The sequence below is a fragment of the Sagittula sp. S175 genome (assembly GCF_049800975.1).
In the GTDB taxonomy this organism is placed as follows: domain Bacteria; phylum Pseudomonadota; class Alphaproteobacteria; order Rhodobacterales; family Rhodobacteraceae; genus Sagittula.
Window position 1 is genome coordinate 54207 of sequence record NZ_JBNAGB010000009.1, and the last position, 14183, is coordinate 68389.

The following is a 14183-nucleotide window of genomic DNA, read 5'->3' on the forward strand; positions in this document are numbered from 1 at the left end:
GGGTCTACTCCCTTGTTTTCATGACGGCCACGAGGTCCATCCGGTCGAGGCGGCGGCGCACGACGAGGACGGAGGCGAGGCTTGCGGCCAGCACGATCAGGCTGGCGCGGGCGAAGTTTGCGGGCTCCAGAACAAGCGGGATGCCGTAGAGGTCCGAGGTGAAGCTGTTCGACAGGGCCTGTGCGATCCACGCCCCAAGCAGCCAGCCGATGGGTTGGGCGGCGATGGCGAGGAGCATGGTTTCGGCGATGAGGACAAAGGAGACCTCGGCGCGGGTGAAACCGAGGATGCGCAGCGAGGCCAGTTCGCGGGCGTTTTCCGACAGCTGGATGCGGGCACCATTGTAGGCGACGCCCACGGTGATGAGGATGGCGATGGCGGCGTAGACGCCGTTGATGACCGAGACGTTCTGGTTGATCGTCTCCTCGAAGGCGCGGCGGTTCTCGTCCATCATGATGAGGCCGGAGAGGGCCGGGGTGTCTTGAAGGGCGGCGTGCAGTTCGGGGAGCTGCGTGTCGTCCAGCAGGAGGTTGCCGACGTTGATCTGCGGGCTGCGGCGCAGCAGGCGGTCGAGCGTTTCGGTGGCGACATAGGCGCCAAGGCCGAAGTATTGCTCGACCCGCCCCGCGACGGGCATGTCGTGGGTCTCGCGCAGGCCGGTGAGGAATTCGACCTCGATGGTCTGGCCGGTCTGCACATCGAGCGCCGTGGCGAGGCGGTCCGACAGCAGGATGCCGCCCTCGGGCGGGGTGATCGGCTGACCATCGGTGCCAAGCGCGCGGGAGAGGTCGGCCCCCTCGGGACGGGCTTCCAGCGAGACGCGCTTTTCCAGCGGGCCGTGGCGGAGGATGACGGCGTGGAACTGCTGACCTTCGACCATGAGCACGCCGGGCAGGCGGGAGAGGTCGGTCAGCGCGCTGTCGGGCACGTCCTGGGTGAACAGCACCATGGCGTCCTGACGCATGGACTGGTTGAAGGCGGTGTCAACGATCTTGCCCAAGGCATCGCCCATGAAGCCCGAGGCGATGACGGAGGCCGTCGCCGCGCCGAGGCCAGCGGCGGTCAGGGCGGACCGGATTGGCCAGCGCAGCAGGCGGCGCAGCACCATGATGGTGGTCTGCTTCAGCCGGAAGGCGGTCATCAGCACGTCGAGCAGGCTTCGGCGGAACACCGGGGGCGCGGGCGGCTGCATGGCGATGGCGGGGGCGAGGCGCGCGGCCTTGAGCGCGGCGTTCAGCGCGCCGAGCATGGTCGTCAGCAGCGCGGCGAGGCCGGAGGCGGCGTAGACCCATGCGGGGACGCGGAAGATCAGGTAGGGGAATTCGAAGAATTGCGCGTATTGCCAGGCCATGAGGCGGGCGAGCAGCGTGCCGAGGCCCCAGCCAAGCGCGATGCCGATGAAGGCGATGAGCACGGCGAGCAGTTGGTAATGGATCGAGATTTCAAGATCGGAGTAGCCGAGCGCCTTCAGCAGTCCGATTTCCGACCGTTCGAGGGCGACGATGCGGCTCATGACCATGCCGACGAGGAAGGCGGAGATGGCAAAGAAGATCGGCGGGACGACGCGGGCCATTCCCGCCAGTTGGTTGATCTCGGACGTCACGAAAGCGTCGGACATTTGCAGGTCGCGGCCATGGGCGCCCTGTCCGCCGTAGGGGTCGAGCAGGTCGTCGAGGCGGTCGAGCACGTCCGCCTGCACGGCATCGGCCGAGAGTTTCAGCGCGAGGTGGTTGAAGGCCCCGGCCATGTCGAAGGCGGCCTCCATCTGCGATTCAGGCATCCAGATCACGCCAAAGCCCTCGTTGTCGGGCATCAGCGCGCCGGGGCCGATGGTGTAGATGAACTCGGGGCTGAGGGCTGTGCCGGTGATCGTCAGGGTCCGTCTCTGGCCGGAGAGGTTGGCCGAGAACTGTGCGCCGATGTCGAAGGCATTGGCCTCGGCGAAGCTGGTCGTGACCATGACCTCGCCGGGTTTTTCGGGGTAGGTGCCGGTCTTCAGCAGGGGGACGTTGAGCAGCGGGTCGTTGTCGGCGGGCCAGGACAGGAACTGGCCCATGGCGACCTCGTCACGGTTCGGCAGGTCCAGCGTGGCGAGGCCCTGCACGCGGGGCTCCACGGCGTAGACGCCGGGGAGGGCGGCGATTTCCGGCAGCAGGCTGTTCGGCGCGCGGCGGGCGTCGGCAAAGACATCGGCAAAGCGGTTGCGCTCGTAATAGGCGGCGCGGGTGTCGGTCAGGGCGGTGTGCATGCCAAAGGCGGTGAGCAGGATCGCCACGCCGCAGGCCAGCACCACGGCGATGGCCACGCCCTGTATCCAGAGGCGTTCGAAGTCGCGCAGGAGCTTTATGTCGAGCGCCTGCATGGGGTTACCACGCGATCTCGTGCGGGGCGATGCGGGTCTCGTTGACTTCGACCCCGGCGATGCGGCCATCGGCGAACCGCACGACGCGGTGGGCCATTTTGCGGATGCCTGCGTTGTGGGTGATGACCACGGTGGTGGTGCCGAATTCGTCGTTGATCTGTTTCAGGACCTCCAGCACCTGCACGCCGGTCTTTGAATCCAGCGCGCCGGTGGGTTCGTCACACAGCAGCACCTCGGGGCGCTTGGCGATGGCGCGGGCGATGGCGACGCGCTGCTGTTCGCCGCCCGACATCTCGGCCGGGTAATGGTTCAGCCGGTGGCCGAGGCCGACACGCTCCAGCGCCTCGGCGGCGGGCATGGGGTTGGGCGCGACGTCGGTGACAAGCTGCACGTTCTCGCGCGCAGACAGCGAGGCGACAAGGTTGTAGAACTGGAAGACAAAGCCCACGTGGTCGCGGCGATAGCGCGTCAGGGCGCGGTCGCCGAGGGTGGTCAGCTCGGTCTCGCGGAACCAGACGCGGCCCGCTGTGGCGTGATCCAGCCCGCCGAGGATGTTCAGCAGCGTGGACTTGCCCGAGCCGGAGGCGCCTAGCAGCACGGCCAGTTCCCCGGCATAGAGGTCGAGGTCCACGCCGGCGAGGGCGTGCACCTGCACGGCGCCGGTGGTGTAGACCTTGGTCAGGCCTTGGGTGCGAAAGACGGTTTCGGGCATGGGGCCTCCTGTCGTCTCCCGTATCGCATAAGGCGAGTCGGCGCTGCATGATCTGGCGCAAGGTGCCTGCCTTTGGGGCGCATGGCTGCCATGCACGTTGCACTCGTTCCCCGGACGGGTGATGGTCTGCCGAACCGATTTGGAAAGGACCCTTGGACATGGCGAAACGGCACGGCGGGCGGCTTTTGGTGGAATGCCTCGTGAACCTCGGGGCGACGAAGGCCTTTGGCGTGCCGGGGGAGAGCTACCTCGCGGTGCTGGATGCCCTGCACGACACCGGGGGCGCGCTGGACTATGTGCTGTGCCGCAACGAGGGCGGCGCGGGCTTCATGGCGGCGGCCTGGGGCAAGCTGACGGGGCAACCGGGCATCTGCATGGTGACGCGCGGGCCGGGGGTGACCAATGCCTCGATCGGCATTCACACGGCGATGCAGGATTCCGCGCCGATGTTGGTCTTTGTCGGGCAGGTGGGCACCGACATGAAGGGGCGTGAGGCCTTTCAGGAGATCGACTATCGCGCGGTCTACGGGACGGTCGCCAAGTGGGCGGTGGAGATCGACCGGGTCGAGCGCATCCCCGAGATCATCGCCCGCGCCTGGGTGACGGCGACCACGGGGCGACCCGGACCGGTGGTGATCGCGCTGCCCGAGGACATGCTGTCGTCGGAAACCGATGTGCATGCGATCAGTGGTCCGGCGCGGATCGCCGCGCCTGCGGTGGCCGTGGATGCCGAGAACGATGCCCGCGATCTGCTGGAGGGGGCGAAGCGCCCGCTGATCGTGTTCGGGGGGAGCAACTGGAGCGATGTCGGGCGGCGGGCGTTGCAGTTGTTTGCCGAGGAGAACGAGATCCCGGCGGTGGCGGTGTTCCGCTACAACGACCAGTTCGACAACCACTCGCCTGCCTTTGCCGGGCACGCGGGGGTGGGGATGTGGCCCTCGACCAGAAAGCTGATCGAGGAGGCGGACGTGATCCTCGCGATCAACATCCGGTTCGGCGAGAATTCGACCATGGGGTACACGCTGCTGGACGTGCCGGAGCCGAAGCAGCGGCTGATCCATGTGCATGGCAGCGACCGCGAATTGGGCAAGGTCTACCAGCCCTTGCTGGGCATTCAGGCGGACCCGTCCGAGTTCATGATGACCATGGTCGAAGGCGGGCCGCTGGAGCGTGAGGATGACGGCTGGTACGGAGCGGCGCGCAAGGCGTTCGAGGCCGGGTTCGAGCTGCCGCCGCAGCCCTCGCCCGTGGACATGGGGCAGGTGATCGCGCATTTGCAGGAGGTGCTGCCGGACGACGCGATCCTGACCAATGGCGCGGGGAATTTCGCGGTCTGGCCGGGGTATTTCTTTCGCTTCGGGCCGAAACAGCGGCTGCTTGCACCGCAGTCGGGGGCCATGGGGTATGGACTGCCCGCGGCGATTGCGGCCAAGGTCGCGGACCCCGAGCGCTGCGTCATATGTTTTGCCGGGGACGGCGATTTCCAGATGAACTTGCAGGAACTGGCGACGGCGCGGCAGGCTGGGGCGACGCCCATCGTGCTGATCCTGAACAACGGGATTTACGGCACGATCCGCGCGCATCAGGAACGCCATTACCCGGCGCGGGTGTCGGGGACGACGATGGTCTCGCCGGATTTCGCGGCGCTGGCGCGGGCCTATGGGTTCCACGGCGAACGTGTTGAAAGCACGGCGGATTTCGCGGCGGCTTTTGCGCGGGCGCTGGAGTCCGGGACAGGGGCGGTGCTGGACCTCAATATCTCGGAAGAGGCGCTGACGCCGAGGGTGACGCTGAGCCAGATGCGCGAGGCGGCGCAGAAGGCGGGCAAGTAGATCGCCCAAGGGTTGTGGCGCGAAGCAAGTTGATTTTTTCCGCGCGACAAGTAACGGTAAAGCCAATGGCAAAGAAAAAGGTGCCGCAGGCAAGCGGCGCGGAGGACGACTGTACGCATGAGCGACGTGAAGATCAGGAATATGGAAGAGTTTGCGGCGGTCAGCGGCATCTCGCGCCCGACCGTCTCGAAATACTTCCACGATCCCGAGAGCGTGCGCCCGTCGACCCGCGCCAAGATCGAGGCGGCGCTGGAGCAGTATGACTACCGGCCCAACATCTTTGCCATCAACCAGAACCGCAAGCAGACCAAGACGGTGGGCATCCTCGTGCCCTACCTCGCCGACCCGGTGTTCGCGGAATTCGCCCGCAACATCGAACAGCGCTGCGTCGAGATGGGGTATCGGCCGACGATCTTCTCGGCCCATGGCGAGACGGCGACGGAGAACGATATCCTCGACAACCTGCGTGCGCTGAAACCGGCGGGGGCACTGCTGGCGCCCTTGGGGCGTGCCTCGGACGTGGCGGCGGTGAAGGCGTTCTGCGACGAGGTGCCGACGGTTCTGTTCGATTCCAACATCGTCGATACGGGGCTGGCCTTCGTGGGCTCGGACAACCCGCAGTTCACACGGCTGATCGTGGATTACCTGTGCCGGACGGGCGAGCCGCCCTGTTTCTTCGAGATGAAGACGCCCGCGAACCCGAACGCGCGCAAGCGTCGGCAAAGCTACATCGACGCGATGGAGAGCGTCGGGCTGGAGCCGCAGATCTTCAGCGTCGAAGGCATCGGCTGGCATTTCGAGGAGATCGGGCGGCAGGGCGGTCACCGCGTGCTGAAGTCCGGCGAAATGAAGACCAACACGGTGCTGTGCTCGAACGACCGACTCGCCATCGGTTTCTTAACCGCTTGTTATGAGTCGGGGCTTAGCGTCGGGCGAGCCGAGGGCTGCGCGATTCGAGTGGCCGGTCAGGATGACCACCCGTTCTCGCGGTATACCTGCCCCCCGCTGACGACCATCGCGCAGGACTACGACAGCGTGTCGAGGGAGGCGGTCGCCACCCTGTTCCGGGCCATCGAGGGAGAGGAATTTTCCTACGAGGTCAAGCTGTTCGAAGGCAAGCTTGTGATGCGGGAGTCCGCGTGACCTGCGGCTTGCTCATGTGAATTGCTGCGAGTGCAAAATAGAAAATTATCGCGCGTAAAAATTTTATTGACGGCGCGGCATGTCCCCGGCTAGGGTCCTTTTGTCACATCTGAACCAAAGGGAGGAGCCGGATGTACCTTCGTAACGCACTTCGTGCGGCGACTGCGCTTACGCTTATTGCGGGCGCATCTCACGCAGAGACCATCACCATCGCGACCGTGAACAACGGCGACATGATCCGCATGCAGGGTCTGACGCAGGACTTCACCGACAAGACCGGGCACACGGTCGAGTGGGTCACGCTGGAAGAAAACGTGCTGCGCCAGCGCGTCACCACCGACATCACCACCAAGGGCGGTGCTTTCGACATCATGACCATCGGCATGTACGAGACCCCCATCTGGGGTGCGAACGGCTGGCTGGTGCCGCTGGACGACCTGTCCGAAGGCTATGACGTCGAGGACATCCTGCCCGCGATGGCAGGCGGCCTGTCGCACGACGGCACGCTGTACGCGGCACCGTTCTACGGTGAATCGTCGATGATCATGTACCGCACCGACCTGATGGAGAAGGCCGGTCTGTCGATGCCCGAGGGCTCGCCGACCTGGGAATTCATCCGCGAGGCCGCAGCGGCGATGACCGACCGCGACAACGACATCAACGGCATCTGCCTGCGCGGCAAGGCCGGTTGGGGTGAGGGCGGTGCCTTCATCACCGCGATGTCCAACTCCTTCGGCGCACGCTGGTTCGACGAGGACTGGAAAGCCCAGTTCGACCAGCCCGCATGGAAAGAGACGCTGACGTTCTTCTCGGAGATGATGAACGAGAGCGGTCCGGCAGGCTATGCCACCAACGGCTTCAACGAGAACCTCTCGCTGTTCCAGCAGGGCAAGTGCGGCATGTGGATCGACGCCACGGTGGCGGCGTCCTTCGTGACCAACCCCAACGACTCGACCGTGGCGGACAAGGTGGGCTTTGCCCTCGCACCGCACAAGGACGGCGTGAACAAGAACGGCAACTGGCTGTGGGCATGGGCGCTGGGCATTCCGGCAGGCACCCAGAAGGTCGATGCGGCAAAGCAGTTCATCGAATGGGCAACCTCGAAGGACTACATCGAGCTGGTCGCCGCCAAGGAAGGCTGGGCCAACGTTCCCCCGGGCGCACGCACCTCGCTGTACGAGAACCCCGAATACCAGAAGGTTCCCTTCGCTCAGATGACGCTGGACTCGATCCTGTCGGCTGACCCGAACAACCCCACGGTCGACCCGGTTCCCTACGTCGGCGTGCAGTTCGCCGCGATCCCGGAATTCGCAGGCATCGCCACCGAGGTGAGCCAGGAATTCTCGGCGGTTTACGCGGGCCAGCAGTCCGTTGACGAAGCGCTGGAGAAGGCGCAGGCCATCACCACCGACGCAATGGAAGCAGCCGGATACTAAGGGCTCCTCCCGGGCCGGGGGGCGGCAGGTCTGCCCCTCGGCCTTTTCTATTCCGCATGGGTAGTGACGGTGTTCATCGCCTGTGTGAAGACCACGGAGACCCGGTGCCGCGCACCGCTGCGCTCCGGTTCATTCGAAAACAGATCAAACCTTTGAAGGCGGGCGTGCAAGGTCCGTCAACAGGGAGGAAGCCCCCGATGGCCACCCAGCATTCCCGCTCGGCCGCCCGGCTGATGATGGCCCCCGCGGTCATCCTGCTGCTCGGTTGGATGCTCGTCCCGCTTACCATGACTTTGTATTTCTCCTTCAAGAAATACCTGCCGCTGCGCGGCGGCGACCTCGGGTGGGTGGGCTTTGAAAATTACGTCCGGTTCGTGACATCCTCGGCCTTCTGGCCCTCGATCCAGACGACGCTGGTGATCGTCGGCGGCGTGCTGATCATCACCACGGTGCTGGGCATCCTGCTGGCGCTGCTGCTGGATCAGCCGATGTGGGGGCAGGGGCCTGTCCGCATCCTGGTGATCGCGCCGTTTTTCGTCATGCCCACCGTGTCGGCGCTGGTCTGGAAGAACTTCTTCATGGACGCCAACTACGGCCTGTTCGCACACCTGTGGACCTTCTTCGGCGCGCAACCGGTGGAATGGGTCAGCCAGGCGTCGTTGCAGTCGATCATCCTGATCGTCAGCTGGCAGTGGCTGCCCTTTGCGACGCTGATCCTGCTGACCGCCATCCAGTCGCTCGACAGCGAACAGCTGGAGGCGGCGGAGATGGACGGCGCGCCGTCGCTGAAGCGGTTCTGGTACATCATCCTGCCGCACCTTTCGCGCGCCATCTCGGTCGTCATCCTGATCCAGACGATATTCCTGCTGGGGATCTTTGCCGAGATCTTCGTCACCACGGGCGGTGCCTTTGGAACCAAGACGCTGACGTACCTGATCTTCCAGCGCGTGCTGGAAAGCCAGAACGTCGGACTGGGGTCCGCGGGCGGTGTCTATGCCATCATTCTCGCCAACATCATTGCCGTCTTCCTGATGCGCATCGTCGGCAAGAACCTGGACAACTGAGGTAGACCATGGCTCGTTCCGTTACGACACAACGCAAGGCGGTCAACACCGTCATCGCCTGGGGGATCGGCCTGCTGATCTTCTTCCCGATCCTCTGGACCATCCTGACCTCGTTCAAGACCGAGGCCGTGGCCATCGCCGATCCGCCGGTGTTCTTCTTCTTCGACTGGACGCTGGAGAACTATTCGGTGGTCATGGAACGGTCGGACTACGGCAAGTTCCTGTGGAATTCGATCGCCATCGCCGGTGGGTCGACGCTGCTGGGGCTGATCATCGCGGTGCCCGCCGCCTGGTCGATGGCCTTCGTGCCCTCGCGCCGGACCAAGGACATCCTGATGTGGATGCTCTCGACCAAGATGCTGCCGGCGGTGGGGGTTCTGTATCCGATCTACCTGCTGTTCATCAAACTCGGGCTGCTGGACACCAAGCTGGGCCTGATCGTGGTGCTGATGCTCATCAACCTGCCGATCATCGTCTGGATGCTGTATACCTACTTCAAGGAAATCCCCGGCGAGATCCTCGAAGCGGCGCGTATGGACGGGGCCGGTCTGAAGGAAGAGATCCTTTACGTGCTGACGCCCATGGCACTGCCGGGCATCGCCTCGACGCTGCTGCTGAACCTCATCCTGGCGTGGAACGAGGCCTTCTGGACGCTGAACCTGACGGCGGCCAAGGCAGCACCCCTGACGGCATTCATCGCCTCCTACTCCTCTCCCGAGGGGCTGTTCTTCGCCAAGCTTTCGGCGGCGTCCACCATGGCCATCGCGCCGATCCTCATCCTTGGCTGGTTCAGCCAGAAGCAACTTGTCCGCGGCCTGACATTCGGCGCGGTGAAATAAGGGGGAATTGACCCATGGGACGCATCGTACTTGAGAAAGTGGTCAAGCGCTTCGGCGAGGCCGAGGTCATCCCGCCGCTGGACCTGACCATCGAAGACGGCGAATTCACGGTCTTTGTCGGCCCGTCGGGCTGCGGTAAATCCACGCTTTTGCGGCTGATCGCGGGGCTGGAGGACACCACCGACGGGCGGATCGTGATCGACGGCACGGACGCCACGGCGCTGCCGCCCGCAAAACGCGGTCTGGCCATGGTGTTCCAGTCCTATGCTTTGTATCCGCATATGTCGGTCCGCAAGAACATCGCCTTTCCGATGAAGATGGCGGGCATGGACCAGGCAGAGCAGGACCGGCGCATCGCCAAGGCGGCCGAGGCGCTGAACCTGACCGACTACCTCGACCGCAAGCCGGGGCAGCTGTCCGGGGGCCAGCGCCAGCGGGTCGCCATCGGGCGCGCCATCGTGCGCGAACCGCAGGCCTTCCTGTTCGACGAACCGCTGTCGAACCTCGACGCGGCGTTGCGGGTGGGGATGCGGCTGGAGATTTCCGAGCTGCACAAGCGGCTGAACACGACGATGATCTACGTGACGCACGATCAGGTGGAAGCCATGACCATGGCCGACAAGATCGTCGTGCTGCGCGCCGGTCATGTGGAGCAGGTGGGCAGCCCGCTGGAGCTGTACCGAACGCCGCGGAACACCTTTGTCGCGGGCTTCATCGGGTCGCCCAAGATGAACCTGATCGAGGGTGCAGAAGCGGCCAAGCACAATGCGCATACCATCGGCATCCGCCCCGAGCATATCGACGTCTCGGGCGAAAACGGGCTGTGGTCGGGGGTCGTGGGCGTGGCCGAGCATCTGGGCAGCGACACGTTCTTCCACATCCACGAGACGGGTTTGGCAGAGACCATCACCGTGCGTGCCGATGGCGAGGTCGGTCTGAAGCACGGCGACCGGATCTACCTGACGCCGCGGTCGGACGTGATCCATCGTTTCGACGCTCAGGGGCTGCGGATCGCATGACGCGGCTGGCCGGGAAAACAGCGCTCATCACCGGTGCCGCACGCGGCATCGGTCTGGCCTTTGCCAAGCGTTACGTGGCCGAGGGCGCGCGGGTCTGCATCGCGGATATCGACATCGACCGCGCCCTGCGTGCGGCGGAAGAGATCGGCGCGGCGGCGATCGCAGTGCGGATGGACGTCACCGATCAGGCCAGCATCGACGCGGCGGTGGCCGAGACGGTCGAGCGTCTGGGGCAGATCGACATCCTCATCAACAACGCGGCGCTGTTCACCGCAGCGCCCATCACCGAGATCACCCGCGCGGACTATGACCGCGTCATGGCGATCAACGTGGCGGGGCCGCTGTTCACCTTGCAGGCCGTGGCGAAGCACATGATCGAACGCGGCATCAAGGGGCGCATCATCAACATGGCCTCGCAGGCGGGGCGTCGCGGCGAGTCGCTGGTGGCCGTCTATTGTGCCTCCAAGGCGGCGATTATCTCGCTGACCCAGTCGGCGGGCCTGAACCTGATCCAGCACGGCATCAACGTGAACGCCATCGCGCCCGGCGTGGTGGATGGCGAGCATTGGGACGGCGTGGATGCGTTCTTTGCCAGGTATGAAAACAAGGCCCCCGGCCAGAAGAAGAAAGAAGTGGGCGAAGCCGTCCCCTTTGGCCGCATGGGGACTGCGGAGGACCTGACCGGCATGGCGGTCTTCCTCGCCTCGGATGACGCCGCGTATATCGTCGCCCAGACGTACAACGTCGACGGCGGCAACTGGATGAGTTAACGGGGCCAACCCGTAAAGGACACTGATATGAACCTCTCGAACGCCACCCTCGACGACCTGCCCAAGGGCATCAAGCGCCCGACCTATGACCGGACGGCCCTGACCCCCGGGATCGTGCATATCGGGCTTGGCAATTTCCACCGTGCGCATCAGGCGTGGTATCTGCATCGACTGATGCAGCTTGGGCGGGCGCAGGATTGGGCGATCCTCGGCGCGGGTGTGCGGCCCTATGATGCCGCCATGCGCGACCGGCTGAAGGTGCAGGATTGCCTGACGACGCTGATCGAACTGGACCCGAAGGGGCAGTCGGCCGAGGTCACCGGCGCGATGATCGACTACATCGAGATCGTCGAAGGCAACGGGCCGCTGATTACTGCCATGTCGCGCGAGGAGATCCGCATCGTGGCGCTGACCGTGACTGAGGGCGGGTATTACGTCACCGCTTCGGGGGCGTTCGATTCCGCGCATGAGGATATCCAGCACGACGCTGAGAACCCCGATACGCCGCGCACGGCCTTTGGGGCCATCGTGGCGGCGCTGAAGGCGCGCCGGGCCTCGGGGGCAGGTCCGTTCACGCTGCAAAGTTGTGACAACCTGCAAGGCAATGGGGAGGTGCTGCGGCAGACGGTCGTGGGGCTCGCGCGCCTGTCGGACCGCGATCTGGCGGCTTGGATCGAGGAAAGCTGCACCTTCCCGAATTCGATGGTGGATTGCATCGTGCCTGCCACCGGGCCGAAGGAAATCGAGCTGGTGCAGGGGCTTGGGATCGACGATGCCGCGCCGGTCACGCATGAGAACTTTCGCCAGTGGGTGATCGAGGATACGTTCTGCGCAGGCCGGCCCGAATGGGAACTGGCGGGCGCGACCTTTACCGACGATGTGCATTCCTACGAGACGATGAAGATCCGCATCCTGAACGCAGGTCATCAGGTGCTTGCGAATGCCGGGGAAATCCTTTCGCTGCCGACGGTCGCCTCCTGTATGCAGGACGCGGATGTGGCCGCCTTCTTTGCCAAGGTCGAGAAGGATTGCATTGTACCTTACGTGCACGCGGTGCCGGGGATGGAGCCGGGGGCCTATGCCGAGCTGATCGCGCAACGCTTTTCCAACCCGATGATCCACGACACCGTGCGACGCGTGGCCTTTGACGGGTCGTCGCGGCACACCGGCTTCGTGCTGCCGATCCTGCGCGATGCACTGGCGGCGGGCGGCACCATCGAGGGGCTGGCGCTGGTCGAGGCGCTTTGGGCGCGGATGTGCATCGGGGTGCGCGAGGATGGCACGAATATCGAGCCGAACGATCCGGTCTGGGGCGCGCTGTCGGACGCGGCGCTGGCCGCCAAGAACGAGCCCGCGGCCTGGCTGGCGCAGGAGCAGATCTACGGCGACCTCGGGCAGAACAGCGCGTTTGTCGCGGCCTTTGACAAGTGGCTGACGATGCTCTGGGCCGATGGCACGCGCGCAACGCTGCAAGCGTATCTGGCGGGCTGAACTGTATCCTCCCCTGCCGGGTCCAAGGCACGCCCCACAGAAGTGAGGCGTGCCTTGGCGTTTCTTTGGCGCTAATGTGTCGGGATGAACGACACCAGTTTGTCCGTGATTTCCGCCTTCAACGCCGCGCTGTTCGATGCGGGGGGCGGCACCTTTCCCGTCGAGGCACTGGCCGCTCTGCCGGATGCGGCACGGGTCGTTGTCGTGTCCGACCGCAGCGGTTTCCTGCGCGGGGTGCGGGCGGCGTTGCGGCTGAGCCCCGCCGAGATCGCGCTGGACCAGGAGCGGTTCAGCGCCGAAGCGGTGTCGGCGGCGCTGCGACGCTGGGCCGGAGAGGGGCCGACGCGGCTATTGCTGGACATGCGCTGGGTGTCGCGGCTGCCGCAGGGGGCAGAGGGGATTGCGCGGTGGGGCGAGGTGGCCCAAAGCCTGTCGGCGCAGGAGGTGTCCGTTGTCTCGTGCTATGACGGGACGATGTTGATCGACGCGCAGGTGCCTGTCGCGTTCCGCGCACATCGCCAGTTCCTTGCGCCATCGGGGCTGTATGAAAACCCGTACTGGATGCCGCCGGAGCAAAGGCGCGCTCCGGTGGGCGAGCAGATGTCATGGCTGCTGGGCCGGATCGTGCCGGATTACGAGGGGCAGGGGGTCTTTGCCCGCGATGACCGGTTCGCGGCCCATGGCGGGGCGCCGGATTGGCTGGGGCAGGCCCAGAGCGTGTCGACCGAGGCGGGGGGCGAGAGCTGGCAAATATGCTGTCTTGGCCAGCTGCGTGTTTATCGCGGTGGCGAGCGGGTGGACTGGAAGCTGAAAGGCGGCGCGCCCAAGAAGACTCGGACGCTGTTCGCCTACCTGCTGACCAAGGGCGAGACTGGGGCGCATTCGGACCGGTTGGCAGAACTGCTCTGGCCGGGGGAAGGCGACGAGGAGGGCAAGCGCGCCCGCCTGCATCACACGGTGGCCATGCTGCGCAAGACGCTGGGCGATCCGAAATCCATCCTGCGGACGGGCGATTTCTACCGGCTGAATGCGCCCGAGGGGTCATGGGTCGACATCACCAGCTTCGAGCAGCTGTGTCGGCGAGGTATGTCCCTGTCGCGACGCGGGCAGCGCAAGGAGGCGCTGGAGGTCTATCACACGGCCGAGCAGCTTTATACCGGGGACCTCTTTCAGGACCTGCCGGTGGGCTATGTCGAGGACGAGCAGGAGGACTGGTGCCTGCCGCAGCGCGTCTGGCTGCGGGAGATGGCTCTGAAGCTGCACAGCCAGATGTCGGCACTGTGGCGCGAGGAGGGGCGGCTGCGGCGCGCGCTGGAGCATTGCCAGAAGGCGCTGGCCATGGACCCGCTGTCCGACGATGCCCATGCCGAGACGCTGCGGGTCTACCATGCGCAAGGCCGCATGGATGCCATGGCGCGGCAATACCGGGCCTACAAGACCGCGCTGGCGCAGATCGATTCAAGCGTCGAGGGGACAGAGATTCAGGCGCTCTATCTCGCGTTAACAAGGCGTTAA

At 65.1% G+C, this 14183-nt stretch carries 11 protein-coding genes; 9 read left to right on the forward strand and 2 right to left on the reverse strand.

The genetic code is table 11. The annotated features are described in order from the left end of the window. Window positions 1-4 precede the first annotated feature (4 nt). Together ACP16H_RS13210 and ACP16H_RS13215 are read right to left on the reverse strand one after the other, a co-directional pair. The gene (locus tag ACP16H_RS13210; protein WP_425072777.1) at window positions 5-2362 is read right to left on the reverse strand and encodes an ABC transporter permease; all 2358 of its coding nucleotides are present in this window, start codon (window positions 2360-2362) and stop codon (window positions 5-7) included. Between the two features lie 4 nt (window positions 2363-2366). After that, entirely contained in the window at window positions 2367-3074 is a 708-nt protein-coding gene (locus tag ACP16H_RS13215; protein ID WP_425072778.1) for an ABC transporter ATP-binding protein, read from the reverse strand. A gap of 158 nt (window positions 3075-3232) precedes the next feature. Between ACP16H_RS13215 and ACP16H_RS13220 the strand changes: the two genes are divergently transcribed. The 9 genes from ACP16H_RS13220 (at window position 3233) to ACP16H_RS13260 (ending at window position 14183) form a co-directional block, all read left to right on the forward strand. Then, complete coding sequence (locus tag ACP16H_RS13220) at window positions 3233-4906, forward strand: thiamine pyrophosphate-dependent enzyme (RefSeq protein ID WP_425072779.1); 1674 nt, start codon at window positions 3233-3235, stop codon at window positions 4904-4906. A 117-nt stretch (window positions 4907-5023) separates the two neighbouring features. After that, window positions 5024-6049: a LacI family DNA-binding transcriptional regulator gene (locus tag ACP16H_RS13225; protein WP_425072780.1), complete on the forward strand. Its 1026-nt coding sequence runs from the start codon at window positions 5024-5026 to the stop codon at window positions 6047-6049. A gap of 131 nt (window positions 6050-6180) precedes the next feature. Next, complete coding sequence (locus ACP16H_RS13230; RefSeq protein WP_425072781.1) at window positions 6181-7485, forward strand: ABC transporter substrate-binding protein; 1305 nt, start codon at window positions 6181-6183, stop codon at window positions 7483-7485. A gap of 197 nt (window positions 7486-7682) precedes the next feature. Continuing rightward, entirely contained in the window at window positions 7683-8549 is an 867-nt protein-coding gene (locus tag ACP16H_RS13235) for a carbohydrate ABC transporter permease (protein ID WP_425072782.1), read from the forward strand. An 8-nt stretch (window positions 8550-8557) separates the two neighbouring features. Further along, window positions 8558-9388: a carbohydrate ABC transporter permease gene (locus tag ACP16H_RS13240; RefSeq protein WP_425072783.1), complete on the forward strand. Its 831-nt coding sequence runs from the start codon at window positions 8558-8560 to the stop codon at window positions 9386-9388. Window positions 9389-9402: 14 nt separating this feature from the next. Then, window positions 9403-10407 (forward strand): ABC transporter ATP-binding protein, encoded by a 1005-nt coding sequence (locus tag ACP16H_RS13245; RefSeq protein WP_425072784.1) that lies wholly within the window; start codon window positions 9403-9405, stop codon window positions 10405-10407. Further along, window positions 10404-11177, forward strand: coding sequence for an L-iditol 2-dehydrogenase (locus ACP16H_RS13250; protein WP_425072785.1), 774 nt, complete (start codon window positions 10404-10406; stop codon window positions 11175-11177). Before ACP16H_RS13245 ends, ACP16H_RS13250 begins: the two co-directional genes overlap by 4 nt. 27 nt (window positions 11178-11204) lie before the next feature. Then, window positions 11205-12668 carry a mannitol dehydrogenase family protein gene (locus tag ACP16H_RS13255; protein ID WP_425072786.1) on the forward strand — a complete coding sequence of 488 codons (1464 nt, stop codon included), beginning with the start codon at window positions 11205-11207 and terminating at the stop codon, window positions 12666-12668. 84 nt (window positions 12669-12752) lie between these two features. Beyond that, window positions 12753-14183 carry an AfsR/SARP family transcriptional regulator gene (locus ACP16H_RS13260; RefSeq protein WP_425072787.1) on the forward strand — a complete coding sequence of 477 codons (1431 nt, stop codon included), beginning with the start codon at window positions 12753-12755 and terminating at the stop codon, window positions 14181-14183.

Coding starts and splice junctions, on each gene's coding strand:
- ACP16H_RS13215 (WP_425072778.1), bottom strand. CDS start 3,074: ATGCCCGAAACCGTCTTTCGCACCCAAGGCCTGACCAAGGTCTACACC.
- ACP16H_RS13230 (WP_425072781.1), top strand. CDS start 6,181: ATGTACCTTCGTAACGCACTTCGTGCGGCGACTGCGCTTACGCTTATT.
- ACP16H_RS13235 (WP_425072782.1), top strand. CDS start 7,683: ATGGCCACCCAGCATTCCCGCTCGGCCGCCCGGCTGATGATGGCCCCC.
- ACP16H_RS13255 (WP_425072786.1), top strand. CDS start 11,205: ATGAACCTCTCGAACGCCACCCTCGACGACCTGCCCAAGGGCATCAAG.
- ACP16H_RS13225 (WP_425072780.1), top strand. CDS start 5,024: ATGAGCGACGTGAAGATCAGGAATATGGAAGAGTTTGCGGCGGTCAGC.
- ACP16H_RS13220 (WP_425072779.1), top strand. CDS start 3,233: ATGGCGAAACGGCACGGCGGGCGGCTTTTGGTGGAATGCCTCGTGAAC.
- ACP16H_RS13210 (WP_425072777.1), bottom strand. CDS start 2,362: ATGCAGGCGCTCGACATAAAGCTCCTGCGCGACTTCGAACGCCTCTGG.
- ACP16H_RS13260 (WP_425072787.1), top strand. CDS start 12,753: ATGAACGACACCAGTTTGTCCGTGATTTCCGCCTTCAACGCCGCGCTG.
- ACP16H_RS13240 (WP_425072783.1), top strand. CDS start 8,558: ATGGCTCGTTCCGTTACGACACAACGCAAGGCGGTCAACACCGTCATC.
- ACP16H_RS13245 (WP_425072784.1), top strand. CDS start 9,403: ATGGGACGCATCGTACTTGAGAAAGTGGTCAAGCGCTTCGGCGAGGCC.
- ACP16H_RS13250 (WP_425072785.1), top strand. CDS start 10,404: ATGACGCGGCTGGCCGGGAAAACAGCGCTCATCACCGGTGCCGCACGC.